The sequence below is a fragment of the Acidimicrobiales bacterium genome (genome assembly GCA_035547835.1).
Classification (GTDB): Bacteria; Actinomycetota; Acidimicrobiia; order Acidimicrobiales; family Iamiaceae; genus DASZTW01.
This window is the reverse complement of record DASZTW010000005.1, coordinates 159,855-183,271: the sequence shown is the minus strand read 5'-3', so window position 1 is coordinate 183,271 and position 23,417 is coordinate 159,855. Positions and strand designations below refer to the sequence as shown.

At 71.4% G+C, this 23,417-nt stretch carries 25 protein-coding genes and 1 tRNA gene; 18 read left to right on the top strand and 8 right to left on the bottom strand.

All coding sequences use genetic code 11. From position 1 onward, the window contains the following. Window positions 1-7: 7 nt before the first annotated feature. Entirely contained in the window at window positions 8-586 is a 579-nt protein-coding gene (locus tag VHA73_03275) for a histidine phosphatase family protein (protein ID HVX17030.1), read from the bottom strand. Between the two features lie 68 nt (window positions 587-654). Here VHA73_03275 and hisF point away from each other — a divergent pair, with 68 nt between their 5' ends. The 10 genes from hisF (at window position 655) to trpA (ending at window position 9,109) form a co-directional block, all read left to right on the top strand. Beyond that, window positions 655-1,464, top strand: a complete 810-nt coding sequence (gene hisF, locus VHA73_03270; protein ID HVX17029.1) for an imidazole glycerol phosphate synthase subunit HisF — start codon at window positions 655-657, stop codon at window positions 1,462-1,464. Continuing rightward, window positions 1,461-1,811: a co-chaperone GroES gene (locus tag VHA73_03265; GenBank protein HVX17028.1), complete on the top strand. Its 351-nt coding sequence runs from the start codon at window positions 1,461-1,463 to the stop codon at window positions 1,809-1,811. Before hisF ends, VHA73_03265 begins: the two co-directional genes overlap by 4 nt. Before the next feature lie 266 nt (window positions 1,812-2,077). After that, window positions 2,078-2,458 (top strand): phosphoribosyl-AMP cyclohydrolase, encoded by a 381-nt coding sequence (hisI, locus tag VHA73_03260; protein HVX17027.1) that lies wholly within the window; start codon window positions 2,078-2,080, stop codon window positions 2,456-2,458. Window positions 2,459-2,464: 6 nt separating this feature from the next. Next, window positions 2,465-4,015, top strand: coding sequence for an anthranilate synthase component I (gene trpE / locus VHA73_03255; GenBank protein HVX17026.1), 1,551 nt, complete (start codon window positions 2,465-2,467; stop codon window positions 4,013-4,015). Further along, the gene (locus tag VHA73_03250) at window positions 4,015-4,911 is read left to right on the top strand and encodes a hypothetical protein (protein HVX17025.1); all 897 of its coding nucleotides are present in this window, start codon (window positions 4,015-4,017) and stop codon (window positions 4,909-4,911) included. Before trpE ends, VHA73_03250 begins: the two co-directional genes overlap by 1 nt. Before the next feature lie 23 nt (window positions 4,912-4,934). Then, window positions 4,935-5,543, top strand: a complete 609-nt coding sequence (locus tag VHA73_03245; GenBank protein ID HVX17024.1) for a DnaJ domain-containing protein — start codon at window positions 4,935-4,937, stop codon at window positions 5,541-5,543. Window position 5,544: 1 nt separating this feature from the next. Then, window positions 5,545-6,345, top strand: a complete 801-nt coding sequence (gene trpC / locus VHA73_03240) for an indole-3-glycerol phosphate synthase TrpC (GenBank protein ID HVX17023.1) — start codon at window positions 5,545-5,547, stop codon at window positions 6,343-6,345. A 94-nt stretch (window positions 6,346-6,439) separates the two neighbouring features. Beyond that, a complete protein-coding gene (locus tag VHA73_03235; GenBank protein HVX17022.1) occupies window positions 6,440-7,102 on the top strand; it encodes a phosphoribosylanthranilate isomerase in 663 nt (220 codons plus the stop codon). A gap of 32 nt (window positions 7,103-7,134) precedes the next feature. After that, entirely contained in the window at window positions 7,135-8,334 is a 1,200-nt protein-coding gene (gene trpB, locus VHA73_03230) for a tryptophan synthase subunit beta (GenBank protein ID HVX17021.1), read from the top strand. Beyond that, on the top strand, window positions 8,327-9,109 hold the full coding sequence (trpA, locus tag VHA73_03225) for a tryptophan synthase subunit alpha (protein HVX17020.1): 783 nt from the start codon (window positions 8,327-8,329) through the stop codon (window positions 9,107-9,109). The genes trpB and trpA overlap by 8 nt, the downstream gene beginning before the upstream one ends. A gap of 56 nt (window positions 9,110-9,165) precedes the next feature. On the opposite strand, the gene VHA73_03220 is transcribed toward trpA, so the two are convergent. Genes VHA73_03220 through VHA73_03210 form a run of 3 tightly spaced genes read right to left on the bottom strand, consistent with a single transcriptional unit; the run spans window position 9,166 to window position 11,078 of the window. After that, window positions 9,166-9,867 carry an NUDIX hydrolase gene (locus tag VHA73_03220; protein HVX17019.1) on the bottom strand — a complete coding sequence of 234 codons (702 nt, stop codon included), beginning with the start codon at window positions 9,865-9,867 and terminating at the stop codon, window positions 9,166-9,168. Beyond that, window positions 9,864-10,343 carry a hypothetical protein gene (locus VHA73_03215; GenBank protein HVX17018.1) on the bottom strand — a complete coding sequence of 160 codons (480 nt, stop codon included), beginning with the start codon at window positions 10,341-10,343 and terminating at the stop codon, window positions 9,864-9,866. The genes VHA73_03220 and VHA73_03215 overlap by 4 nt, the downstream gene beginning before the upstream one ends. A 9-nt stretch (window positions 10,344-10,352) precedes the next feature. Continuing rightward, window positions 10,353-11,078 (bottom strand): dienelactone hydrolase family protein, encoded by a 726-nt coding sequence (locus VHA73_03210; protein HVX17017.1) that lies wholly within the window; start codon window positions 11,076-11,078, stop codon window positions 10,353-10,355. Between the two features lie 92 nt (window positions 11,079-11,170). Between VHA73_03210 and VHA73_03205 the strand changes: the two genes are divergently transcribed. Genes VHA73_03205 through VHA73_03195 form a run of 3 tightly spaced genes read left to right on the top strand, consistent with a single transcriptional unit; the run spans window position 11,171 to window position 12,338 of the window. Further along, window positions 11,171-11,491, top strand: coding sequence for a hypothetical protein (locus VHA73_03205; GenBank protein ID HVX17016.1), 321 nt, complete (start codon window positions 11,171-11,173; stop codon window positions 11,489-11,491). 3 nt (window positions 11,492-11,494) lie between these two features. Continuing rightward, a complete protein-coding gene (locus VHA73_03200) occupies window positions 11,495-11,842 on the top strand; it encodes a hypothetical protein (protein ID HVX17015.1) in 348 nt (115 codons plus the stop codon). 13 nt (window positions 11,843-11,855) lie between these two features. Further along, window positions 11,856-12,338: a globin gene (locus VHA73_03195; protein HVX17014.1), complete on the top strand. Its 483-nt coding sequence runs from the start codon at window positions 11,856-11,858 to the stop codon at window positions 12,336-12,338. Window positions 12,339-12,377: 39 nt separating this feature from the next. On the opposite strand, the gene VHA73_03190 is transcribed toward VHA73_03195, so the two are convergent. Both VHA73_03190 and VHA73_03185 read right to left on the bottom strand, forming a co-directional pair. After that, window positions 12,378-13,550 (bottom strand): aminotransferase class V-fold PLP-dependent enzyme, encoded by a 1,173-nt coding sequence (locus tag VHA73_03190; GenBank protein HVX17013.1) that lies wholly within the window; start codon window positions 13,548-13,550, stop codon window positions 12,378-12,380. Window positions 13,551-13,727: 177 nt separating this feature from the next. Continuing rightward, window positions 13,728-14,756 (bottom strand): sulfite exporter TauE/SafE family protein, encoded by a 1,029-nt coding sequence (locus VHA73_03185; protein ID HVX17012.1) that lies wholly within the window; start codon window positions 14,754-14,756, stop codon window positions 13,728-13,730. A 222-nt stretch (window positions 14,757-14,978) separates the two neighbouring features. Between VHA73_03185 and bcp the strand changes: the two genes are divergently transcribed. The 5 genes from bcp (at window position 14,979) to VHA73_03160 (ending at window position 18,980) form a co-directional block, all read left to right on the top strand. Beyond that, complete coding sequence (gene bcp / locus VHA73_03180) at window positions 14,979-15,455, top strand: thioredoxin-dependent thiol peroxidase (GenBank protein HVX17011.1); 477 nt, start codon at window positions 14,979-14,981, stop codon at window positions 15,453-15,455. 51 nt (window positions 15,456-15,506) lie between these two features. Then, a complete protein-coding gene (locus VHA73_03175; protein HVX17010.1) occupies window positions 15,507-15,998 on the top strand; it encodes a sigma-70 family RNA polymerase sigma factor in 492 nt (163 codons plus the stop codon). Further along, the gene (locus VHA73_03170) at window positions 15,995-16,678 is read left to right on the top strand and encodes a methylated-DNA--[protein]-cysteine S-methyltransferase (GenBank protein ID HVX17009.1); all 684 of its coding nucleotides are present in this window, start codon (window positions 15,995-15,997) and stop codon (window positions 16,676-16,678) included. The genes VHA73_03175 and VHA73_03170 overlap by 4 nt, the downstream gene beginning before the upstream one ends. Before the next feature lie 26 nt (window positions 16,679-16,704). Continuing rightward, window positions 16,705-16,787: transfer RNA gene (locus VHA73_03165), tRNA-Leu, on the top strand. A gap of 39 nt (window positions 16,788-16,826) precedes the next feature. Then, the gene (locus VHA73_03160) at window positions 16,827-18,980 is read left to right on the top strand and encodes a YceI family protein (GenBank protein ID HVX17008.1); all 2,154 of its coding nucleotides are present in this window, start codon (window positions 16,827-16,829) and stop codon (window positions 18,978-18,980) included. 71 nt (window positions 18,981-19,051) lie between these two features. On the opposite strand, the gene VHA73_03155 is transcribed toward VHA73_03160, so the two are convergent. Next, window positions 19,052-19,513: a DUF3293 domain-containing protein gene (locus VHA73_03155; GenBank protein ID HVX17007.1), complete on the bottom strand. Its 462-nt coding sequence runs from the start codon at window positions 19,511-19,513 to the stop codon at window positions 19,052-19,054. Window positions 19,514-19,528: 15 nt separating this feature from the next. Beyond that, complete coding sequence (locus VHA73_03150; GenBank protein ID HVX17006.1) at window positions 19,529-23,404, bottom strand: ABC transporter ATP-binding protein; 3,876 nt, start codon at window positions 23,402-23,404, stop codon at window positions 19,529-19,531. Window positions 23,405-23,417: the final 13 nt, after the last annotated feature.

Below are 23,417 nucleotides of genomic sequence, written 5' to 3'. Positions count from 1 at the left end.
CCGCCCCTCAGCCCACGGTCAGGTTCCAGCTGCGGACGACCCGGTTGTCGTGCTCGTGGCCGAGCGTGGAGGGGCTCGTCGGGTCGAGCACCCAGCAACGTCCCTCGACCGGGGCCATCGCGAGCCAGCGTGCGGTGAGGATCCGCAGGACGTGGCCGTGGGCCACCAGGGCCACCGACCCGTCCACGGCAGCGCAGCGCGCCAGCACCCGGTCGGCCCGGCTGCCGACGTCGTCGGCCGTCTCGCCGCCGGGGCAGCCGTCCCACACCTGCCAGCCCGGATGCGTGGCGCGGTAGTCGGCGCTGGTGATGCCCTCGACCTCGCCGTAGTCCCACTCCATGAGGTCGGCGTCGAGCTCGGCAGCCTGAGCGGGATCGGTGAGGCCGGCGAGCTCGGCGGTTTCCGTCGCCCGTCGCAGCGGACTCACGAGCACCAGGTCGAAATGTCGGTCGGCGAACCACGGGCGGAGCCGGCGTGCCGCGTCGCGGCCCTTGTCGAGCAGTGGGAGGTCGGTGCGGCCTGTGTGCCGTCCGGCCTCGCTCCACTCGGTCGCGCCGTGCCGGACGATCACGATGCTCGATGCCATGGTGGCCAGCGTGCCAGGTGGAGAGTCGGCCAGCCGGACCAGGCGGCGGTTGCCGGTAGCGTGGTCGGGTGGAGTGCGCCCGTGTGATCCCTTGTCTCGACGTCGACGCGGGTCGCGTCGTCAAGGGCGTGAACTTCGTCGGCCTTCGTGACGCGGGCGACCCGGTCGAGCTCGCCGCGCGCTACGACCTCGAAGGCGCCGACGAGTTGGTGTTCCTCGACATCACTGCCTCGAGCGACGCCCGCGACACCATGGTCGACGTCGCCCGGCGTACTTCTGAGCAGGTCTTCATCCCGTTCACCGTCGGCGGCGGCATCCGCACCGTCGACGACGCGCGTCGCATGTTGCGCGCCGGTGCCGACAAGGTGTCGATGAACACGGCCGCGGTCGACCGACCCGAGCTGGTCACCGAGGTGGCCGAGGTCTTCGGCAGCCAGTGCGCGGTGGTGGCGGTCGACGCCCGCCGCCGGCCGGCCGGCCCGGCGCACCCCGACGGCTGGTGGGAGATCACGACCCACGGCGGACGCACCGGCACCGGCCGCGACGCCATCGAGTGGGTGCAGGAAGTGGAGGCGCTCGGTGCGGGCGAGATCCTGCTCACGTCGATGGACCGCGACGGCACCCGTGACGGCTTCGACCTCCCGCTCACCCGGGCCGTGGCCGCCGCGGTGCGGGTGCCGGTGATCGCATCGGGCGGGGTCGGCACGCTCGACCACTTGGCCGACGGTGTCCTCGAGGGCCACGCCGACGCGGTGCTGGCCGCGTCGATCTTCCACTTCGGTGAGCACACGATCGCCGAAGCCAAAGCCGCCATGGCGGCGCGGGGGATCGCGGTACGGCCCGTGCCGCCCGCCTCGCCGGATACCGTCGCGTCGTGACCGAGCACGCGCCCCCCGGACCCGCCGACGACGAGAAGCTCCCGATCAAGATGCTGAACGACCGCATCTTGGTGAAGCTGAACACGGCCGAGGGCGAGCGCCGGTCGACCGGCGGCATCTTGATCCCCGCCACCGCCCAGATGGGCAAGCGCCTGGCGTGGGCCGAGGTCGTCGCGCACGGCCCGAACGTCCGCACCATGGAAGTCGGCGACCAGGTGCTGTTCAACCCAGAGGACCGCTACGAGGTCGAGGTGCGCGGCGCCGACTACCTCATCTTGCGCGAGCGCGACATCCACGCCGTGGCGTCGCCGCGCCTCGAAGAGTCGAGCACCGGCCTGTACCTCTGACGGTGATGATCGGCGAGGGCCTGGCGTTCGTGCTGGGCTGTCGCTGGCAGCACCGGTGAGGGGTCGAGCGACGAGGTGGACCTCGTGCCGGCGTGGCGCGGCGCGCCAGACAAGCCGCGCCGGGCGTGGCGGTGCTGACGGCGTCAGCGAATCAGTGCAGCTACCTGAACGGGTTCATCCGCCACGCAGTCTGGCAAAGGCGCACGTCGATCGGCTGACGGTATTCGGTTGGGGGACCTCGGGAAGCGGCCCGTACGATGGCGGCCATGCCCGGGGCCACTGCCATCCCGATCCGCGACGAAGACCTCGCCAACATCACGTACAACGCCGACGGTCTCGTGCCGGCGATCGTGCAGGAGCAGGCGACCGGGCAGGTCCTGATGATGGCCTGGATGAACGAGACCACCTTGCGGCGCACGCTCGATGAGGGGCGCACGGTGTTCTGGAGCCGGTCGCGCCAGGAGGAATGGCGCAAAGGCGACACGTCAGGTGACCGGCAGTTCGTGCGCGAGGCGTACTACGACTGTGACGGCGACGTCTTGCTGTTCGTGGTCGACCAGGAGGGCGGCGGGGCGTGCCACACCGGGCAGCGGTCCTGCTTCTACCGGTCGTTCGGGTCGGGCCCGTCGGCCTCGCTCGACCGGTAGCTCGTCGTGCTCCGACCCAGCCGCGACGACTTTCGCGCTCTCGCCCGCGACCACACGGTCGTCCCGGTGTGGCGCGAGCTGCTCGGCGACCTGATCACCCCGGTCGCCGCGTACGCCCGGCTCACGGCAGGCGACGAGCCGGGCTTCTTGCTGGAGTCGGTGGAGCGCGAGCGCTGGAGCCGCTGGTCGTTCGTGGGACGCCGTCCGATCGCCACGATCGTCGCCCGGGGTCGCCAACTCGAGCTCGAAGGCGAGCTGCCCGGCCTGGCCGACCTCCCGCTCGACCAGGGCGTCCTGCCTGCCCTCGAGCTGCTGCTCGACCGCTACCGGTCGCCGCAGATCCCCGAGCTTCCACCCCTTCACGGCGGTGTGGTCGGCTATCTCGGCTACGACGTCGTGCGCGAGGTCGAGCGCTTGCCCAACGTGCCCACCGACCACTTGGGCCGGCCCGACGCGGTGCTGTCCGTGATCGGCCAGCTCGCCGCGTTCGACCACTGGCGCCAGCGGGTGACGCTCATCGAGAACGTGATCGTGCCCGAAGGCGCCGACGACGCGTGGCTCGACCGCGCGTACCGCGCGGCGATGGCACGGCTCGAAGGGCTCGCTGCCGACGGCGCACGTCCGCTCGGTGAGCCGTTGGTCGACCCCCCCGATCCCGACGATCCGCTGCCCGAGGTCACGTCATCGATGGGCGCCGAGGGGTACCAGCAGGCGGTGGAGGTGGCCAAGGAGCACGTGCTGGCCGGTGACGTCTTCCAGGTCGTGCTCGCCCAACGGTTCGACTTCCCGCTCGAGGCCGAGCCGTTCGACGTGTACCGGGTGCTGCGCCAGATCAACCCGAGCCCTTACATGTATTTCGTGCGCCATCCCGAAGTGACGTTGGTGGGCGCGTCGCCCGAGCCGATGGTGCAGCTGCTCGACGGCAAGGTCATCTCGCGGCCGATCGCGGGCACCCGGCGGCGGGGTCGCACCGACGAAGAGGACCGTCGCCTCGGCGCCGAGCTGTCCGAGCACCCCAAAGAGCTCGCCGAGCACGTCATGTTGGTCGACCTGGCTCGCAACGACGTCGGCCGGGTGGTGCAGTTCGGCACGTGCCACGTCGACGAGATGATGACGCTCGAGCGCTACAGCCACGTCATGCACCTCACCTCGCAGGTGTCGGGCGCGCTGGCCGAAGGGCGCACGCCGATCGACGTGTTGCGGGCCACCCTCCCGGCCGGCACGGTGTCGGGCGCGCCCAAAGTGCGCGCGATGGAGATCATCGACGACCTCGAACCCACCAAGCGGGGGCCGTACGCGGGAGTGGTCGGCTACCTCGACTTCAGCGGCAACATCGACACCGCGATCGCCATCCGCACCATGGTCGTCGGGCCGGACGGGCTGGCGTCGGTGCAGGCCGGAGCCGGCATCGTGGTCGACTCCGTGCCCGAGCACGAGGACCTCGAGTGCCACAACAAGGCCCGCGCGCTGTTGGCGGCGGTCCCGGCGGCCCGCCGCATGACCGCGGAGCGACGGCGGAGGGCATCCCGAGCCACATCCCGAGCCGAGGCATCGTGATGGAGGCGTTCCGCATCGAGCGCGACGCAGTGCTCGCCACCGGGCCTGACGCGGCGACGTACCTGCAGGGCCAGCTCAGCCAGGACCTCAGCAGCTTGGCCGTCGGCGAGTCGGTGCGCGCGCTGCTGTTGGAGCCGACTGGCAAGACCGTGGCGTGGTTGCGGGTCACCCGTCTGGCCGGCGCCGATGTTCCTTACGGCGAGACGGCTGACGCCGAGCCGGCCGGCACCGAGCCGAGGGGAGAGGCCTACTTGCTCGACACCGATGCCGGCATCGGTCCGGCGATGACCGCGCGGCTTGAGCGGTTCAAGCTCCGCACCAAGTGCGACTTTCGGCCCCTCGCCTGGCAGTGCGTGGCGATCCGCGGCGACGGCGCAACGGTGGATCGCTTCGCCGGCGCCGCAGAGGTCGTGGCAGGCGCACCTTGGCCGGGGATCGACGGCGTCGACTTGTGGGGCCCCACCGTCGACGTGCCGGACGGCGCGACGGCGGCCGACGCGGATCGTTACGAGCAGCTGCGGGTCGACGCCGGCGTGCCGGTGACCGGCGTCGACTTGGCGGTCGACGGGATACCCAACGAAGGCGGTCGGTGGCTGGTCGACCAGTCGGTCAGCTTCACCAAGGGTTGCTACACCGGCCAGGAGCTGGTGGCCCGCATCGACTCGCGCGGCGGGCACGTCCCGCGGCCGATCCGGCTGCTCGATCTGGCGTCGGGCGACGTGGCACCCGGTGCATCGGTCGCCGACGCCGACGGCAAGGTCGTCGGCGAGGTCACGTCGGTGGCGGGGGAGCACGCGCTCGGTGTCGTGGGCCGCGCCGTGGAGCCCGGCAGCGCGGTCACCGTCGAGGGCTCGAGCGGACCCGTGGCGGCCACCGTGCGGTCCTTGCCGGTCTGACGGGCAGCTGGTACGGAACGCCCATGAACCACTACGAGGTGCTCGGGGTGACGCCCGACGCGCCGACGGCCGAGGTCCGGCGGGCCTACCTCCGCACGGTGCTCGGCGAGGCCGACGACGACCGCGCGCGGCGCAGCGACGCCGCCGAGGCCTGGGCCGTGCTGCGCGACCCCGCCAAGCGCGCGGCGTACGACCAGCAGCTCGCGGCCGAACGATCGCCGGCGCCACCCGCTACGGCGTCGGACCCCGTGCCGACTGCCGAGGCGCGTGCCGATCCGGCGCCGGCGGGGGAGTCGCCGCCCGCACCCGAGCCCGAGCCAACGCCGGAAGGCACCCGCCGCGTGCATCCCCCGCTGCCGGACGAGGTGCCACACGTCGCGGCCCAGCGCGAGCCGCCGCGTCTCGCCCGCGATCGGCCCGGCCAACCGAGCGGCCCTGACCTGCGTCCCGCCCGGTTGAAGCGGGTGATGGACGTGTTTCCCGCGGCGATCATCGCGATCGGGGTGCTGCTGGCACTGGCCGCCTGGCTGGTCGGGTCCGGCGGCCTGTTGCTGTTCGGCCTGCTGTTGCTGGCGGTCGGTGTGGTCAGCTTCATCCTCATCCCGCTGTTCGAGAACATCAACGATCGCTGACATGGCCACGTACCTCGACGCCATCCTCGCGGCGCATCGCGCCGCCGCCGCCGCTGACGCGCGCGACGTCGACCAGCTCATCGCGGCTGCCCGAGCGGCCGAGCCGGCCCGTGGGTTTCGCGCCGCGCTCGCGGCCGGGGCGGCGGCGCACGGCGTGGCCGTCATCGCCGAGGTCAAGCGGCGCTCGCCCTCCAAAGGTGCGTTGCACCCCGACCTCGACCCCGCCGCCGTGGCGACGGACTACGAGACCGGCGGGGCCTCGTGCTTGTCGGTGCTGACCGACGTCGACCACTTCAGCGGCTCGGCCGATGACCTGCGCGTCGCGCGGGCTGCGGTGTCGGTTCCCGTGTTGCGCAAGGACTTCACGGTGTCGGCAGCCGACGTGGCCGACGCTCGGCTGATAGGTGCCGACGCCGTGCTGCTCATCGTCGCGGCGCTCGACGACCGTGAGCTCACCGACTTCCACGCCTTGGCGGCCGAACTCGGGCTCGACGCCTTGGTCGAAGCCCATGACGAAGTCGAAGTCGAACGGGCTGTCACCGCAGGCGCCACCTTGATCGGCGTCAACCAGCGCGACCTGGTCAGCTTCGCGGTCGACACCGACCGCGCCGTGCGGGTGGCCGCAGCCATGCCCGACCACGTGGTGCGGGTGGCGGAGTCGGGCATTCGCAGCGGCGACGACGCCCGGCGGTTGGTCGACGCGGGGTACCACGCGCTGCTGGTCGGCGAGATGCTGGTGACGTCAGGTGACCCCGCCGAGGCGGTGCGCTCGCTGGTGCGCGGCGCGCGGGCCGCGCGGTGACGACGCGACCGGACGTGCCGGGTGGCGAGGTGGCGAACCGGACGGCTCGCCAATTCGTCTGGGGTCGACGGGGGTGTCCCGTAGGATCGCCACGATGTTCGTGAAGATCTGCGGCATCACGTCTGAGGAGGACGCCTTGCTCGCCGTGGCGATGGATGCCGACGCCATCGGCTTCGTCTTCGCGCCGTCGAAGCGCCAAGTGGCCGTGGGTCTGGTGCGCGACATCGTCAAGCGGTTGCCGCCCGAGGTCATGACCGTCGGCGTGTTCCGCGACGAGTTGGCGCCGCGCGTGGTCGAGGTCGTCAACTCCGCCGGCCTGGCCGCCGCCCAGCTCCACGGGCACGAGACGCCCGAGACCACCGCCTGGATCCGCCAGCGCGTGCCGCGCGTCATCAAGGCCTTCCCCGCTGGCTCGACCGACATCGAACGCTTCGCGTCCTACCGGGCCGATGCGTTGCTGCTCGACTCGCGCACGCCGGGCTCGGGGCAGATCTTCGACTGGACGCTGAGCGAAGGGGTGCCTGCCGGGGCGCGCCTGATCCTCGCGGGCGGTCTCACGCCCGAGAACGTCGGTGATGCCATCGCGGCAGTGCAGCCGTGGGGCGTCGACGTCTCGAGTGGCGTCGAGGTCGATGGCGGCGAACCGGGCCAGAAGGACGCCCGCAAAGTCCGGGCGTTCGTGGCCAACGCGCGGGCGGCCGACCCGGCCGAACCCCACTACGAGGGCGACCTCTACGACTGGAGCGAGGAGTTTTGACCCCTGCAGGGGGCCAGGTCGAACGCTGGCGGATGACCGACCCCACACCCGACGGCCGCTTCGGCGACTACGGCGGTCGCTTCATCCCCGAGACCCTGATGCCGGCGTGCGTCGAGCTCGACGAAGCATTCCGGCGCTTGTGGGTCGACCCGGGCTTCCGCGGCGAGTTCGACACGCTGCTGCGGGACTACGCCGGCCGCCCGTCGTTGCTCTATGACGCCACCCGCCTGTCCGCGCGGCTCGGCTGTCGCGTCTTGTTGAAGCGCGAGGACCTCAACCACACGGGCTCGCACAAGGTCAACAACGTGTTGGGGCAAGCGCTGCTGGCCAAGCACATGGGCAAGCGGCGGCTGATCGCCGAGACGGGCGCCGGCCAACATGGCGTCGCCACCGCCACCGCCGCCGCGCTGTTCGACATGGAGTGCGTCGTCTACATGGGCGAAGTCGACATGGAGCGCCAGGCCCTCAACGTGTTCCGCATGCGGCTGCTGGGAGCCGAGGTCCGGCCCGCCACGACCGGCAGTCGCACGCTCAAGGACGCCGTCAACGAGGCGATGCGCGACTGGGTGGCCAGCGTGCAGACCACCCACTACTGCCTCGGGACCGTGATGGGCCCGCACCCGTACCCGTGGCTGGTACGGGAGTTTCAGCGGGTGATCGGCGACGAATCCCGCGCCCAGTGCCGGGAGCTGCTCGGCGGTACCGGCGGGCCGGCGCCGGGCGACGGCGTGCCCGACGTGGTGGTCGCCTGCATCGGCGGCGGCTCCAACGCAGCGGGGGTGTTCGCCGGGTTCGCCGGCACCGAGGCGGAGCTGGTGGGCGCGGAAGCCGCCGGCGGCGCGGCCATCGCCCGGGGCGTGCCGGGCATCGTCCACGGGATGCAGTCGTACTTCATGCAAGACGAGTGGGGGCAGATCTCCGAGGCCGAATCGATCTCCGCCGGCCTCGACTATCCCGGCATCGGACCCGAGCACGCATGGCTGTCGGACTCGGGTCGCGCCCGGTACGAATCGGTTGCCGACCCCGAGGTGCTCGAGGCGTTCACGCTGCTGTCGCGCACGGAAGGGATCATCCCGGCGCTCGAGTCCTCGCACGCCGTCGCGTGGGTGATGCGCGAGCGCGAGGCCCTCGCCGGCAAGACCGTGTTGGTGTGCTTGTCGGGCCGGGGCGACAAGGACGTCGCGCAAGTGGCACAGATCCTCGGCCCGGACGCTGGGGGGTCGGGTGGCTGAGCTCGGCACCCTCGAGCGCGCGCTGCGCGCCCGGCGCGACGAGCGACGGAAGCTGCTGGTCCCGTACTTCACCGGTGGGTTGCCGGGCTGGCTCGACCACGTGCATGCCGCAGTCGCCGCGGGCAGCGACGCGATCGAGGTCGGCATCCCGTTCTCCGATCCGGTCATGGACGGCCCGGTCATCCAGCACGCTTCCCAGCAGGCGCTGGCGGCAGGAGCCACGCCGGCGTCGATCCTCGACGAGCTGCGGCACGCCGAGGTCGGCGTCCCGGTCGTGGCGATGACGTACGTGAACCTGGTGTTCCGCATGGGCGCCCGCCGCGCCGTGGCCGAGCTCACCGATGCGGGCGTGTCCGGAGTGATCCTGCCTGACCTGCCGCTCGAGGAGCAGGGCACCTGGCGCGCCGCCTCGGCGGGTTCCGACGTGGCCACGGTGCAGCTCGCCAGCCCGATCAGCAGCGACGAACGGCTGGCGGAACTCACTTCCGCGTCGGCCGGCTACGTGTACGGCGTCAGCTTGCTCGGGATCACCGGTGAGCGGGCGAGCTTGGGTGAGCTGGCCGGTTCGCTCGCGTCACGGCTCAAAGCGGTGACCGATCTCCCGGTCCTGATGGGTTTCGGTGTGGCCACTCCCGAGGTGGCAGCGGAGATCGCGGCGGTGGCCGACGGGGTGATCGTCGGCTCGGCAGTGATGCGTCGCATCCTCGACGGCGCGCCACCCGACGACGTCGGGGCGTTTCTCGGCTCGCTGCGGTCCGCGCTCGACGCGCTCTGACGCGGCGCCAGCCCGCCCCGCCCGGCTCCGGTCAGGCACCTTCGGGCCGAATGGCATCAGGGCGTCAATGGCTCGTACGTCATCTGGCGCCCGTCGATCACCAGGCGATGGCGTGGGCCCGGCGCGTCGAGTGGGTGGCCGCCGTACGCCGCGTCGGCTTCGTACACGAACACCATCCTCCCGCCGCCCGCGTCGCGGAGCTGACCGAGGTAGCGCACGGGCTCGGCGGCGCGGGCCGCCTGCTGCGCGGCGGCCGCAGTGGGGTGTTCGCGCAAGCCGAGCAGGCTGACGTATTGCGGGATCGGGAGGTCGATCTCGCCCGCGTGGTGGCGCTCGAGCGCCACCCCCGGGGTCATCCAGGCAGCGTCTTGGATCTCCTGGCCGTCGAAGGTGGGGACGTGTTCGGCGCTTGCGTCGACTGTCGCCAAGAAGAACCAGGTGGCGAAGCGGCGCGGGGCCATCTCGGGCGTGGTCCAGTGCGAGAACGCCACCAGTGATCCGGGTTCCACGTGCACGCCGGACTCCTCGAACGTCTCGCGGATCGCCGCCACCCGGCATGCGCCGAGGTGGTCGTCGGGGGCGAGGCCGTTGCGGTCGTCGTCGTCCACCGCGCCGCCGGGGAACACCCAGCTCCCCGCGTGGAACTGGCGCCCCCCGCCTTTGTGGACCAACAGCACCTCGATGCCGCTGTCGCGGTCGCGCAGCGCGATGGCGGTGCCCGATGGCCGGGGCTCCACGGGTGCGGACGCGTCGCTCACGGTGTGGGCGGGCTGTACTGCACGTTCGTGACGACCCAGCCGATCGGTCGCTTCTCCAGATCGATGCGGATCTCGTACTGGTTCGTCAGCAAGCGGTACACGCAGCTCGACGTGGTGAACTCCCCGGCGTCGCAGCCACGGGTGTTCAGCTGCCCGACCGGCACCGCGAGCATGGTGGTCGCTGCGTTGGCCGTGGCGCTCTGCAAGGCCGCAGCTCGGTCGTGGGTGCGCCACGCGTCGAGCAAGTGCTGCGCGGCCGCGTCGTTGGTGGGGAACCCGACCGTCGGGCCGGCGGGTGCCGTGGTGGCCGGGGCGGTCGACGCCGGTGCGCTGGTGGCTTCGGTCGTGGGACTCGTCGACGGCGACGACGAACCGCAGCCGGCCACGAGCATCGCCACCAGCGCGACGCCGAGCGCGAGCAGCACGAGCGGCGGGGTGGCGGGTCGGCGGGTGCAGCGGGGCGCGGTCGGCGGCACGTCCGGACCCTACTGGGGGTCGGAGACGTCGAGGTTCGCGTGCAGGAAGGTGATCATCCGGTCGAAGGCCAGCTCGGCGGCGGCCTCGTCGTACGCCTGCCGGTCGGACTCGAAGAACCAGTGCCGGGTGCCGGGGTAGTGGTGGAACTCGGGCTCCAATCCCACGAGGTGCAGGTGCGCCTGCATCTCGATGCGCTCGTTGTCGGTGACGAAGGGGTCGTGCTCCGCGAAGTGGCCCTGCACGGCGGCTGTGGCGCCCATGAAGTCGATGTCCTGGGTGCCGTAGAAGATCGACACGGCGCCGATGTGCTCGGCGGCACGGGTGGCCAGCCACAGCGCCAGCGACGCACCCATCGACATGCCCACCACGCCGAGCGGCGCGTCGAGGGTGATCGGCAGCGACCGCAACGTGCGGGCGCTGGAGACGACGAGGTCGGCGGTCTCGTTCATGTCGCGGTCGCGCAACAAGAGCTCGGCGTCGGCTTCGGTGGTGGGCAGGTGGCCGTCGAGCAGATCGGGTGCCAGCACCGCAAAGCCGGTGTCCGCGATGCGGTCGCACAGCGATCGGACGAACGGCGTCAAACCCCACCAGGAGTGGAGCAGGAGCACGCCAGGGTGCGGACCGTCCGCCGAGCCGTCGCTTGGGGGAGCCACGAGGTACGCGCTGCCGGCGCTCGACCGAGGGCCGGAGCCGGTCGACGCGTCCGCCGGTGGGTCAGTCGAGGGGTCAGGCACCGCGGCCAACGTAGCGTCACCCGCCGTGGCGCCGGCAGGCCTCGGGTTGGCTCGGCCGCGCGGTCGGGGCGCCGCCGCGCCACACTGGGACCATGACCAAGGCACCCGATACCGTCACCGACGCTCTCGGCCTGCTCGCCACCGACGGGTATGCGGCCGAAGTCCAGCTCATCGATGGGCACTTGCGCTGGCGCGCGGGTGACGCCACCTGCACGCCAGCCGAAGCGGTCGTCGAGCGGGTCTATCGGTTCGAGGGCGACAGCGACCCGGGCGACGAGATGGTGGTGCTCGGTGTGCGCGACCCGAAGTCGGGCACACGAGGCGCGTTGGCCATGGCGTACGGTCCGGCCGCCGATCCGGAAGTGATGCAACATCTCGACCTCGATGATCGGCGCTGGCAGGAGACCGACTGACCCATGTCCGTGTTCGACCCTTCCTTCTCGCCGCCCGAGCCCGACGATGGCTGCCCGCTGTGCGAAGCGGCGCGGATCACCGAGTGGTTCCACGAGGACGAGGTCTGCTGGATCGCCGAGTGCGAGATCTGCTCGACGCCGATGGTCGTGTGGCGCCACCACGGCGTGGAGCCGCCCGCCGACCACCGCGACCACATGATGCAGCGGCTCGCCGCAGTGGCCGACGACCTGCTCGGTGCCCACTGGGTCGACGGCCACATGCGCAACATCCCGAACCACTTCCACGCGCACGCCCGTCCCCAAGGCGGGTTCTTCGGCCCGAGCGGTCGCCAAGCACCCCGCCCCCGGTGACGGTCGAAGCGCGATGACGGAGCAGCCGGTCCGCTTGTCGCGTGCCAGCGGAGCTGGTGGGGCGGCCGAACCGCGGCCCGAGCCGGAGCGCGAAGCGCGCCAAGCCACCCTCTACGACCTGGTCGGTGGCACGGCGTTCTTCTTCCGGCTGGTGGACCGGTTCTACGAAGGGGTCGAGTCCGACCCGCCGTTGCGGGCGATCTACCCCGACGACCTCGCACCTGGCAAAGAGCACCTCGCCTTGTTCTTGCAGCAGTACTGGGGTGGCCCGGGAACGTACTCAGCCGAGCGCGGCCACCCGCGCTTGCGGATGCGTCACGTCGAGTTCCGGATCGATCAACGCCAGCGCGACGCGTGGCTCGCCCACATGCTCGAGGCGGTCGACGCGGTCGTCGCCGACGCGGCGCTCGAGCCAGAGGTCGACCAAGCCGCGCGCGAGGCGTTCGCCCAGTACTTCGACCACGCTGCGACGTTCCTGATCAACGCGCCGGGTTGAGCTGCACCGGTTCAGGGCGGGCGCGGGTCTGCAGCGACGTCAGCTGAGCCGACGGATCGCGGCCACCAGCTGATCGATCTCCTCGTCGGTGGTCAGGTAGTGCACCGACGCCCGAACGAGCTCCTCGGCGTCGTCCCACACCGGGTCGAGGCGAGCGACCGATGCAGTGGTCACGCTCACATTGATGTCGACCTCGCGCAGCCGGTCTCTGACCTCGTACGCCGATCGACCGGCCAGGCGGAACGTCACGATGCCACTCCGCCAACGGCCGCGGTCGGTCAGGTGTACGCCTTCGAGGTCAGCCAGCGCGCCTCGCAGTGCATCGGCTTGGCGTCCGACCTGCGCGCCGACGGCCTCCAACCCGATCGCGATGGCGTACTCGGCGGCCGCGCCGAGACCGAGCCGGCCGGCCACGAACGACTCCCAGGTCTCGAAGCGCCGGGCGTCGTCGCGCAGCTCGTAGCGGGCCGGTGCGGTCCAGTTGGCAGATCGCACGTCGACGAACGGTGGATCGAGCTGGGGGAGCAGCGACCGCCGGACCCACAAGAACCCGGTGCCGCGTGGACCGCGGAGGAACTTGCGACCCGTCGCGGTGAGCAGGTCGGCGCCGAGCTCGTTGACGTCGACGGGCAGTTGGCCGACCGACTGGCACGCGTCGAGCAGGAACGTGATCCCCCACTCCTTGGCGAGCCGACCCACTTCGGCGGCGGGGTTGATCAGACCGTTGTGACTCGGGCAGTGGGTGAGCGAGATCAGGCGCGTGCGGTCGGTGAGGACTGCGGCGAGCGCGTCGAGGTCGATGGTGCCGTCGGCGTCGTCGGGTACGACGTCGATCACCGCGCCGCGCCGCCGAGCTTGTTGCAACAGGCCGAGCGCGTTGCTCCCGTACTCGGCCCAGCCGGTCACCACGTGGTCGCCGGGCTGGAGGTCGAAGCTGTAGAAGGCCATGTCCCACGCCCGCGTCGCGCTCTCGACGAGCGCGATCTCGTCACGGTGCCCGCCGACGAGGGTGGCCAACGAGTCGTACACGGCCTCGAGCTCGGTGGCGCGGAGGTCGGCCGCTTCGTAGCCACCGATGTCCGCCTCGAGCCCGAGGTGGTCGATGAGGGCTTCGGTGACCGGGGCCGGCGGCAGCGACGCGCCCGCATGGTTGAAGTGGATGACGTTGTCACAACCGGGGGTGTCCGCCCGTAGTCGCTCGATGTCGATCACGCGACAAGGTTCGCGCGCCGCGCGGTGAGCGGACGGAGAGTTGGGCTCCCGCGCTTGCGTTGCGCCGAGGCGGCCTGGCCCGGCGTGGCCTGGCGGGGTCTGGCCGAGCGCCGGGTGCCCGGAGCGGTTCGGCCCGGCGGGGCGTGGGTTTGGCGGGGGATGGGACGGCGATCCGGGTCAGTCGGTGGCGAACGTGGTCGACCCCAGCGCGCCGTCGTGGCGCGCGGCGGCGTGTCGGTTGCCGGCTTGCATCCCCCCGTCGGCCGCAGGCGGTGAGACGCCGGAGGGGGTGGTGGTCGCCGGGATGTCGGTCGGCGTGTCGGTGGTCGGCGTGGCCGTGGTCGGCCGGGTGAGCCGCGAGACGGTGAGCAGCCACCCGCCGATCAGGGCGGCGAGCACCAGCGCCACGATGCCGACGCCGAGCGTCGACAGGCCGAGCAGCTTCAAGCCCGACAGCGTGAGCACGTAGATCAGCGCAGGGCGGATCACGCGGTCGGGTGCCACCGCCGAGAGGCGGGCGCCGACGTAGACCCCGGGCACGGCGCCGAGGATCAAGAAGCCGGCGAGCGCGAACTGCACCTGACCGAACAGCACGTGGCCGAGCGTGGCCGCGGCCACCAGCGGTATGGCTTGCACGAGGTCGGTGCCGACCAGCTCCCCCGCCGTGAGTTGTGGATAGACAGCGAGCAGGGTCACCAGCATCAGCGACCCGGAGCCGACCGACGTGAGGCCGACGATCAGGCCGCCGCCGATGCCGATCAGCAAGGTGGGAATCGGCTTGACCGGCACGGCGCGCACGTCCGTGTGGGGCCGGGCCGAGCGGCGCCTGGTCATCACCGTCTTGACGATCATCCCGGTGGAGGCCAACAGCAGTGCGCCGCCGATCACCAGGCCGATGCGGTGCTGGAGCTCGTCGCCGTGGCCAAGGCCTCGCAGGGCGAGGGCGCCGACAAAGGCCGCAGGAACGGACCCGAGGCACAGCCAGCGGACCAACCCCGTGTGTACGGTGCCCCGGCGGGCGTGCACCGCGCCGCCGACGGGCTTCATCACGAGTGCGGCCACGAGGTCGCTCGACACCGCGGCGCCCGGTTGGATGCCGAACACGAGAACGAGCAGCGGCGTCATCAGCGCGCCGCCGCCCATGCCGGTCAGACCGACGATCCCGCCCACCGCGAAGCCCGTGAGGGTCATCAGCAGGTTGTGCACCGAGCCAGCATATAGCCGGGAAAGCCGACAGAAAAGGTGGCTTTTCCCCCAAATGCCCGAGGGCACCCGACCCACCCGACCCACCCGACCCACCCGACCCTGCTGTGAGCACTTGAACACCGTGGGGGTGGGTTTCTGCTCACGGCACGGATGGGGGGAGCGCCGCGGCGGCGGCGGGGTTCGGCGACAGGGGCGGGGGGTGGACGGCTACGGTCGGCGGACATGGCGACGGCATCTCCCACTTCCCCGCAGCCCGGCGAGCGGGCGCCCGCGATCGGATTGAAGGACCAGCGCGGCGACCTCGTTCGGCTGTCGAGCTTCAAGGGGCGCAAGGTGCTCGTGTTCTTCTACCCCCGGGCCCTCACACCCGGCTGCACCACCCAGGCATGCGGGCTGCGCGACATCGCCGGCGACGTCGGTGACACCGTGATCGTCGGCATCAGCCCCGACACGCCGGAGAAGCAGGCCCAGTTCGACGAGAAGCACGGGCTCGGCTACCCGTTGCTGTCCGATCCCGACCACAAGGTCGCCGAGGCGTATGGCGTGTGGGGCGAGAAGTCGCTGTACGGCCGCAAGTTCATGGGGATCATCCGGTCCGCCTTCCTGATCGACGAGAAGGGCAAGATCGCCGCGGCGTGGCCCAAGATCAGCCCCAAGGACACCCCGAAGAAGCTGCTGGCCGCGCTGGCCGACGCCTGATCTGCGGCCTGATCTCACGCGGGCGGCGGCCGCGTCGTTGTCTCCGGTGAGATGACCACACGCCACCTCCCTCCGTTCCAGCAGGTGCTCGATGAGCACGGCGCCGCGCTGTGGGGCTATTGCCGTGCGCTGCTCGGCCCCGACGATGGCGCCGACTGGTTCCAGGAGACGGTGCTCGCGGCATTGCGCGGCTATCGCGACCTCCGCCACGACGCGAACCTCCGAGCGTGGCTGTTCACGATCGCCCACCGGCGGCGGATCGACGCGGCCCGCGCGGCCGCGCGGCGCCCGGTGTCGACCCGCGCCGCCCTCCCCGAAGACGTGGCGACCGGCCGGCGTCCCGATGCGGACGATCTCCCGGACGTCGAGCTCTGGGAAGCGGTGGCCGCGCTGCCCGACAAGCAGCGTGCGGCGGTGACGTACCGCTATCTGGCCGACCTGCCGTACGCGGAGATCGGCGAGGTCATCGGAACCACCGAGGCGGCCGCCCGCCAGAACGTGCGCGCCGGCCTCGCCACCCTCCGCAAGCAGGTGACGCCATGACCCTCCGCCCGAACTCCGCCCACTCGAACCCGACCGACTCGTCGCCCGACGCTGCCGCTCCGGTCGACGCTGCCGACACCGCGATCGTCGACCGGCTGCGCGCCGCGGCGAGTGCCACGCCGTCGGTCCCCGCCGATGTGCTGTCCCGGGCCCGGGACGCAGCGGCCGCAGCCGGCCTGGTCGACGTCGCCTGGACCCACCACGACACGCCGATCGGTCCCCTCACGCTGGCGGCCACGTCGGTCGGCCTCGTGCAGATCCACTTCGGCACCGGCGCGGAGGGTCTCGAGGAGCTGGCTGCGAGAGTGTCGCCGCGGGTGTTGGAGGACCCGGCCCGCCTCGACGACGTCCGCCGCCAGCTCGACGAGTACTTCGACGGCGCGCGCCGCGACTTCGATCTCCCGCTCGACCGTCAGCTCTCCCACGGCTTTCGCCTCGACGTCTTGCGGGAGCTCACCCTGGTGCCGTTCGGCGTGGTGCTCAGCTACCGCGACCTCGCCACCCGGGTCGGGCACCCCGGTGCGTCCCGCGCGGTCGGCACGGCCATGGCCACCAACCCCATCCCGATCGTGCAGCCGTGCCACCGCGTGCTGCGAACCGGCGGGGCGCTCGGCGGCTACGGCGGCGGCCTCGACGCCAAGCGCTGGCTGCTGCGCCACGAGGGCGTCCTGCTCGCGTGACCCGCCCGGCTACGATCGACGAGCTCGCCCGGGTGGCGGAATGGCAGACGCGGCGGACTCAAAATCCGCTGTCCGAAAGGGCGTGTGGGTTCGAATCCCACCCCGGGCACGCCGGTCGCTGGGCGGCCGCGCAGGGGGACGAGATGACATGACCGACGCCGAGCCAGCCGCCGACGTGCCCCGCCGGCGCGGCGCGCGGCCGTGGCGGTCGAAGTGGCGGATCCTCGCCGCGGTCGTGGTGGTACTCGGCGGCGTCGCGGGCTTCGCGTGGTGGAAGATCCATTCGTGGCTCGACGTGCCGAGCCGGTACAAGACGGTGGGGTACTCGGTGCCGTCAGCTCCCCGGCTGGTCGCCGGTAACGGCGAGACGGTGTACCGCATCGACCCGACCCGGTCGCAGCTGGGCTACGAGGTGTCCGAGAAGCTCGTCGGCGCCACGACCGGCCATGCGATCGGTACCACCAACGGCATCGCCGGCGACTTGGCGCTGAACCCGACCAACCCTGCGGCCAGCCGGGTCGGCGACATCGTGGCCAACGTCGAGCAGTTCCACTCCGACCAGAGCCTGCGCGATGCCCGCATCCGCGAGGACTTCCTCGAGTCGGCCACCTATCCGCTCGCCACGTTCCACACCACGAGCATCAGCGGGCTGCCCGCCCGTCTCGAACCGGGGCACACCTACCATTTCCAACTCCACGGGACCGCCACCGTGAAGAAGACCACGGCGCCGATCACGTGGGACGCGACGGGTCGCTTCGCCAACGGTCGCCTCACCACCACGGCCACCACCGACACCAAGCTGTCGACGTTCGGCGCCGGGCCGATCTCGGTGGCGGGGCTGGTCAGCACGTCGGACGCCGTGCGCCTCACCATGCGGCTGACCGCGCTCGACCCGTCGACCAACCAGATCCCCACGCAGATCGCCGCGCCCGCAGGGGCGGCCGAGCACGGCTCGGGGCCGTCGTTCCACAAGACGATCCAGCCGATCCTCGAAGCGAGCTGCGCGTCGTGCCACAACACGGGCAAGGTCGGCGCGGAGCACTGGACGCTCGACACGGCCGGCGACGCGTCGAAGGTCGCGTCGGGCATCGGCGTCGTGGCGAAGGCTCGCTACATGCCACCCTGGCCGGCGTCGACCAAGGGGGTGCCGCTCGCGCACTCGTTGCAGCTCAGCCAGCAACAAGTCGACGACTTGGTGGCGTGGGGTGAATCCGGAGGCCACCTCGACGTCCCCGCCGACACCCGCATCAAGCCCACACCGGGCGCGGCCGGTCCGGCGCCGCGCCACGACGTGGTGGTGCGCATGGCGAAAGCGTACGAAGGCTCGGCGTCGATCCCCAACGACTACCGCTGTTTCGTCCTCGACCCGCACCTCACCAAGTCGATGTACCTGACCGGCTACGAGTTCCTCGGCGACCAGATCAACGAGATCCATCACGCGCAGGTGTTCAAGTTGCCGGCCGCCGGTCGCGATCAGGCGGCCGCGCGCGAGGGCCAGGACGGCAAGCCCGGCTGGTCGTGCTACGGCGGCCCCGGTGTGGCGTTGGGCCGCGGCCGTGGCCACCGGGTGGTCGGTCAAGCCGGTCTCATCGCGGGGTGGGTACCGGGTCAGTTGCCGGTGATCTACGGCCACGACAGCGGCGTCCGGCTCGATCCGGGCGACGCGCTCGTCCTGCAGATCCACTACCACCACGAGGACATCAAGCCGACCCCCGACCGTTCCGGCATGGCTCTCCAGCTCGACCCGGTGAGCTCGAGGATCCGGCCGATCACCATCGTGAACCCACTGGCACCGGTCGAGATCCCGTGCATGCCGGGCACCAACGCACCGCTGTGCAACCGCGACGCCGCGCTGGCCGACGACGCCAGGTTGTACGGACCCATCGGTGCGTTCGCCGAGCCGGGGCTGCTGGGGATCTGCGGCAAGACCCCCGAGGAGCTGACGGCGGGGTTCGACGGGGTGGCCCATTCGTCGTGCGACACCAAAGTCCCGCAGTCGGGCACGATCATCGCCGTGATGGGCCACATGCACACGTTGGGCAAGAGCTTCCGCCTCACCCTCGACCCGGGCCTGCCGAGCCAGAAGATCCTGCTCGACATCCCGACGTGGAACTTCGACTGGCAGATGAACTACTCGCTCGCACAGCCGCTCCACGTCGACGCCGGCCAGACCGTGCGGATGGAGTGCACGTGGGACCGGTCGCTCGACCCGAACCGGCCGCCGAAGTACATCGTGTTCGCCGAAGGTACCGAGGACGAGATGTGCTTCTCGACGTACGCGCTGATTCCCGACTCGCCCTGACACGCCTGCAACGCGGTGCCCGGTCGGGCCGCTGCCCGACCGCTTGCGCGCGCCTCCGGCTCCGCAAGCCTTCAGGCAGGCGCAGGGTCGATCGCCCAGGAGTGCGCAGTCGCGACGCGGCCGTCGCACGCCACCACCAACAAGCCGTCCGGTGCGTCGACGAGCTCGAAGATCGCGACTTGGCCGAACTGCCGGCCGAGCGCGCATGCCTCGTCGCGCGACAGCCCGACGACCGCGATGCTGTCCTCGTACCAGTCGCTGTCCGGGTCGAGCCCGACCGCCGGCCAACGGGCGAGTTGCCGCCGGTCGATCTCGGCGCTGAGCTCACGCTGCGACGCATCGTTGCGCGCCGCGTCGCGCTTCTCGCCGCCCGGGTTCCACGCCGTGATGACGTGGACAGGGCCCTCGGCGAGCTCCGCGGGGAACTCGCCCGAGCGTCGGGTGGCCGGTCGGAACCCGACGGGGCCGGTGGCCAGCGTGATGCGCACGTGGGCGCGCTCGAAGTCGTCCCACGTCTGTCGCGGTGCGCTCATCTGCGCTGCTTCGCGTCAGCTCGCGGCCGAGATCGAGGGCGCGTCGGGGACGTCGGGTTGGTCGGGATCGGCGAACGCCTGCCACATGTCGGCGTAGCGACCCCCGCGGGCGAGCAGGCTGTCGTGGTCACCGTCTTCGACGATGCGACCGCCGTCGAGCACCAAGATGCGCTGTGCCCGGCGGGCCGTCGGCAGTCGGTGGGCGATGGTGACCGAGGTGCGCTTCCCGCACACGGTGTCCATGGCCTCGTTGATGCGAGCTTCGGATGCCAAGTCGAGGTTGGACGTGGCTTCGTCGAGGATCAGCACCGCCGGGTCGACGACCAATGCGCGGGCGAGGCAGAGCAACTGTCGTTCGCCGGTGGACAACGACCGTCCCCGTTCGATCAGTTCGTGGTCGTAGCCACCGGGCAGCCGCATGATCCGCTCGTGCAGGCCGACCGCTCTCGCCGCCGCTTCGAGCTCGGCGCGGCTGGCGCCGGGCCGGCCGTACGCGAGGTTCGCGGCGACGGTGCCGGCGAACAGGAACGGCTCCTGCGGCACATAGCCGAGCTGCTGGCGGTACGCGGACGGGTCGACGGTGCGCAAGTCGATGCCGTCGACCAGCACGGCTCCTTCGGTTGGGTCGTGGAAGCGGGCGACGAGCTTCACCAGCGTGGACTTGCCGGATCCGGTCTCGCCGACGAGCGCCACTGACTGGCCGGCATGCAGCACCACGTCGATCCCGTCGAGCGCCCACGGAGCGGCCGGCGCGTACCGGAAGCGCACCTGGTCGAAGCAGACCTCGCCTCGCAGGCGCGGGAGCCGCGTCGGTTGCTGCGAGGTGGGCACCGACGTGGGAGTGGTGAGCAGGTCGTCGAGCTTGCGCATGCCCGCCGCGGCCTTCTGCCAGCTGTCGAACACCTGTGAGAGCTGCTGGATCGGCGCGAAGAACTGCGTGAGGTACAGCAAGAAGGCGACCAGCACACCGACCGTGATCGACCCGCGGTGCACCAACAGCGCGCCGAGCCCGAGCACGAGCGCCGTGCCGAGCCCGGCGAGCAGCTCGGCGAAACCGAAGTAGCGGGCCTGGATCCACATCGCCTCGATGCCGGCGTCGCGGTGGGCAGCGCCGAGGTCGCGGAAGCGGGCGACGTTGTGGGACTGCCGCCGGAAGGCCTGGGTCTCGCGAACGCCGCTCAAGTTCTCCTGCAGGTCGGCGTTGACCGCGGCGATGCGCTCGCGCTGGCGGTCGTACGCCGCGCTCGACCTGCGGCGGAACCACGCGGTGGCCACGGCGAGCGGCGGGATGAGGGCGAGCGTCGCCAGCGCCAGCCAAGGGCTCAGCACGAACAGCACCACCAACATGCCGATGAACGTGACGGCGTTGACCACCGCGTTGATCAGGCCGTTTTGGAGCAGGTCGGACAAGGTGTCGACGTCGGAGGTCATCCGGGTGAGGATCCGCCCCGCCATCTCGTTCTCGTAGAAGTCGAGGCCCAGCCGCTGGAGGTGGGCGAACACGCGGATGCGGAGCGCCACCAGCACGCGCTCGGCGGTGCGGCCGGTCACGAGGGTGTCGGCCCACATGTCCCACCAGTCGAACAAGGTGACCCCGAAGAACACGGCCGACGCGGTCCACAGCGCATTGCGCGAACCGTGCACGACGGCCCGGTCGATCCCGACTTTGATGAGCGCCGGGCCGGCGAGCGTGGCCAGCGCGTCGAGCACCACCAGCACGAGGCCGAGGCTGAGCTCCCGGCGCCACGGGCCGAGGAAGCGCCGGAGGTGGAGGCTGCCGCGGTCCTCCTCGTGGGTGGCCGCGTCGACGTTGCTGTGGTCGACCGGTGGCTCGAGCGCGTCGAGCGCGGCCAGCAGCTCCGGCGTGGGTGGGCCGAGGAAGCGGTCGCCGCCGCCCATGGCTCGCCCCGCGCCCACCCCGCCGCCCATGCGCGTCCCCGCGGGCGCCGCAGTCCGCGCCACCGGCACGATGTGCGATCGGCGTTCGGTGCCGTCGGCGGCCCGCTCGGCCGTGCGCTCGGTGGCCCGTTCGGCGGAGGGCGCATCGGCGAACGCGCTCTCGGTGACGCACGGGTCGGGCTCGGGGTCGCTGCCCGCGACGAGCGCCGGTGGCGCGTCGAGCTGGTCGTCGTCGCCGGCGAGCAGCTCCCGGTAGCGAGCACACCGACCGACCAGGTCGTCGTGCGTGCCGGTGTCGAGGACCTGCCCCTCGTCGAGCACCACGATCCGCTCGGCCAGCCGCAACGTGGAGCGGCGGTGGGCCACCAGCAACGTCGTGCGGCCGACCATCAGCCGTTCGAGGGTCTGGTGGATCTCGTGCTCGACCCGCGCGTCGACCGAGCTGGTCGCGTCGTCGAGGATCAAGATGCGCGGGTCGGTGATCAGCGCCCGGGCCAGCGCGATGCGTTGCCGCTGGCCACCCGACAGGGTGAGGCCGCGCTCACCGACCGGGGTGTCGTAGCCATCGGGCAGCGCCTCGATGAAGCCGTCGGCCTCGGCAGCGCGCGCCGCGGCCCGGATCTGCTCGGGCGTGGCGTCGGGACGGCCGTACGCGATGTTGGCGCCGATCGTCTCGGAGAACAGGAACGTCTCCTCGAACACCACGCCGATGTGGCGGCGGACCGAGTCGACCGTGAGGTCGCGGACGTCGTGACCGTCGAGCTGCACCGAGCCGCCGAGCACGTCGTAGAAGCGGGGCGCCAGCAGCGCGACCGTCGACTTGCCCGAGCCCGACGCGCCCACCACCGCCACCCGGTCGCCGGGTGCCAGCTCGAGGTCGAAGTCGGAGAGCACCGGTTCGCGGCGCGAGTAACCGAACGTGACGTGGTCGAACCGGACGCGGCCCTCGACGGTTGCCAGATCGAGCGCGTCGGGCGCGTCGGCGACCAGCGGAGTGGCGTCGAGCAGCTCCATGATCCGTTCGGTCCCCGCCCGCGCCTGCTGCGCCGCGGTGAGAAACAGGGCGAGGGTGCGCGACGGGGCCGCGAGCTGGGTGAGGTACGTGAAGAAGGCCAACAACGTGCCGACCGTGAGGTGACCGTGGAGCGCCAACCAGCCGCCGACCACCAGCACCGCGAGCTGACCGCAGGCGGGAAGGGTCTGCAGCAGCGCCGTGAACTTGGCGCGGTGGCGGAGATTGCGGGTCCGCGCCCCGAACAGCACTTCTACGGCGTCGACCAGACGTCGCAGCTCGGTGGGTTCCTGGCCGAAGCCCTTCACGACCCGGACTCCGGTGACGGCTTCCTCGACGGCCGCGGTCATCTCGGCTTCGCGCTGCGACGCGTCCCAGCTCGAGACGTAGACGATGCTCCGCATGCGCCACGCCGCCGCGAACGAGGTGACGGCAACGAAGCACGCCAGCGCGCACAGCAACGGCGATAACCAGAGCATGAGCCCGAGTGACACGAGGAGCTGCACCGCGTTGCCGAGCACCAGCGCCATCCACGCCAGCAGCGCTTGGATCATGTTGAGGTCGGCGTTCGCCCGACTGACGAGCTGGCCGGTCTGCAGGTTGTCGTGGCTCGCGAAGTCGAGTCGCTGGAGGTGCTCGAACACCGCGTTGCGCAAGTCGTAGGGGACTTCGAGGCTCACTTTGCCGCCGAGGTAGCGACGCACCAATGTCGACGCGAGTCGCACCACAGCCAGCACCACCAAGACGGCGAGCAGCGTGCCGAGCGAGCCGTGCCGGCCGATCACGACATCGTCGATGACGCTGCGCTGGATGACCGGGCCGACCGACACGGCGGTCATTCCGACCACCGCCGCGGCGAACGCGGCCACCACTTTCCCCTTGTGTGCACCGACCCACGGGCGGAGCCGTCGCAACCAACCCAGCTCGGGATCAGCGTGCGCGGTGGCAGGCGAACCGGTGGCGGGCGGCGACGCGGTCATCGCTGCCCGATCG

Coding starts and splice junctions, on each gene's coding strand:
- VHA73_03275 (HVX17030.1), bottom strand. CDS start 586: ATGGCATCGAGCATCGTGATCGTCCGGCACGGCGCGACCGAGTGGAGC.
- hisI (HVX17027.1), top strand. CDS start 2,078: ATGCCCGGGGCCACTGCCATCCCGATCCGCGACGAAGACCTCGCCAAC.
- VHA73_03250 (HVX17025.1), top strand. CDS start 4,015: ATGGAGGCGTTCCGCATCGAGCGCGACGCAGTGCTCGCCACCGGGCCT.
- VHA73_03245 (HVX17024.1), top strand. CDS start 4,935: ATGAACCACTACGAGGTGCTCGGGGTGACGCCCGACGCGCCGACGGCC.
- trpC (HVX17023.1), top strand. CDS start 5,545: ATGGCCACGTACCTCGACGCCATCCTCGCGGCGCATCGCGCCGCCGCC.
- VHA73_03235 (HVX17022.1), top strand. CDS start 6,440: ATGTTCGTGAAGATCTGCGGCATCACGTCTGAGGAGGACGCCTTGCTC.
- trpB (HVX17021.1), top strand. CDS start 7,135: ATGACCGACCCCACACCCGACGGCCGCTTCGGCGACTACGGCGGTCGC.
- VHA73_03205 (HVX17016.1), top strand. CDS start 11,171: ATGACCAAGGCACCCGATACCGTCACCGACGCTCTCGGCCTGCTCGCC.
- VHA73_03200 (HVX17015.1), top strand. CDS start 11,495: ATGTCCGTGTTCGACCCTTCCTTCTCGCCGCCCGAGCCCGACGATGGC.
- VHA73_03195 (HVX17014.1), top strand. CDS start 11,856: ATGACGGAGCAGCCGGTCCGCTTGTCGCGTGCCAGCGGAGCTGGTGGG.
- bcp (HVX17011.1), top strand. CDS start 14,979: ATGGCGACGGCATCTCCCACTTCCCCGCAGCCCGGCGAGCGGGCGCCC.
- VHA73_03175 (HVX17010.1), top strand. CDS start 15,507: ATGACCACACGCCACCTCCCTCCGTTCCAGCAGGTGCTCGATGAGCAC.
- VHA73_03170 (HVX17009.1), top strand. CDS start 15,995: ATGACCCTCCGCCCGAACTCCGCCCACTCGAACCCGACCGACTCGTCG.
- VHA73_03160 (HVX17008.1), top strand. CDS start 16,827: ATGACCGACGCCGAGCCAGCCGCCGACGTGCCCCGCCGGCGCGGCGCG.
- VHA73_03155 (HVX17007.1), bottom strand. CDS start 19,513: ATGAGCGCACCGCGACAGACGTGGGACGACTTCGAGCGCGCCCACGTG.
- VHA73_03150 (HVX17006.1), bottom strand. CDS start 23,404: ATGACCGCGTCGCCGCCCGCCACCGGTTCGCCTGCCACCGCGCACGCT.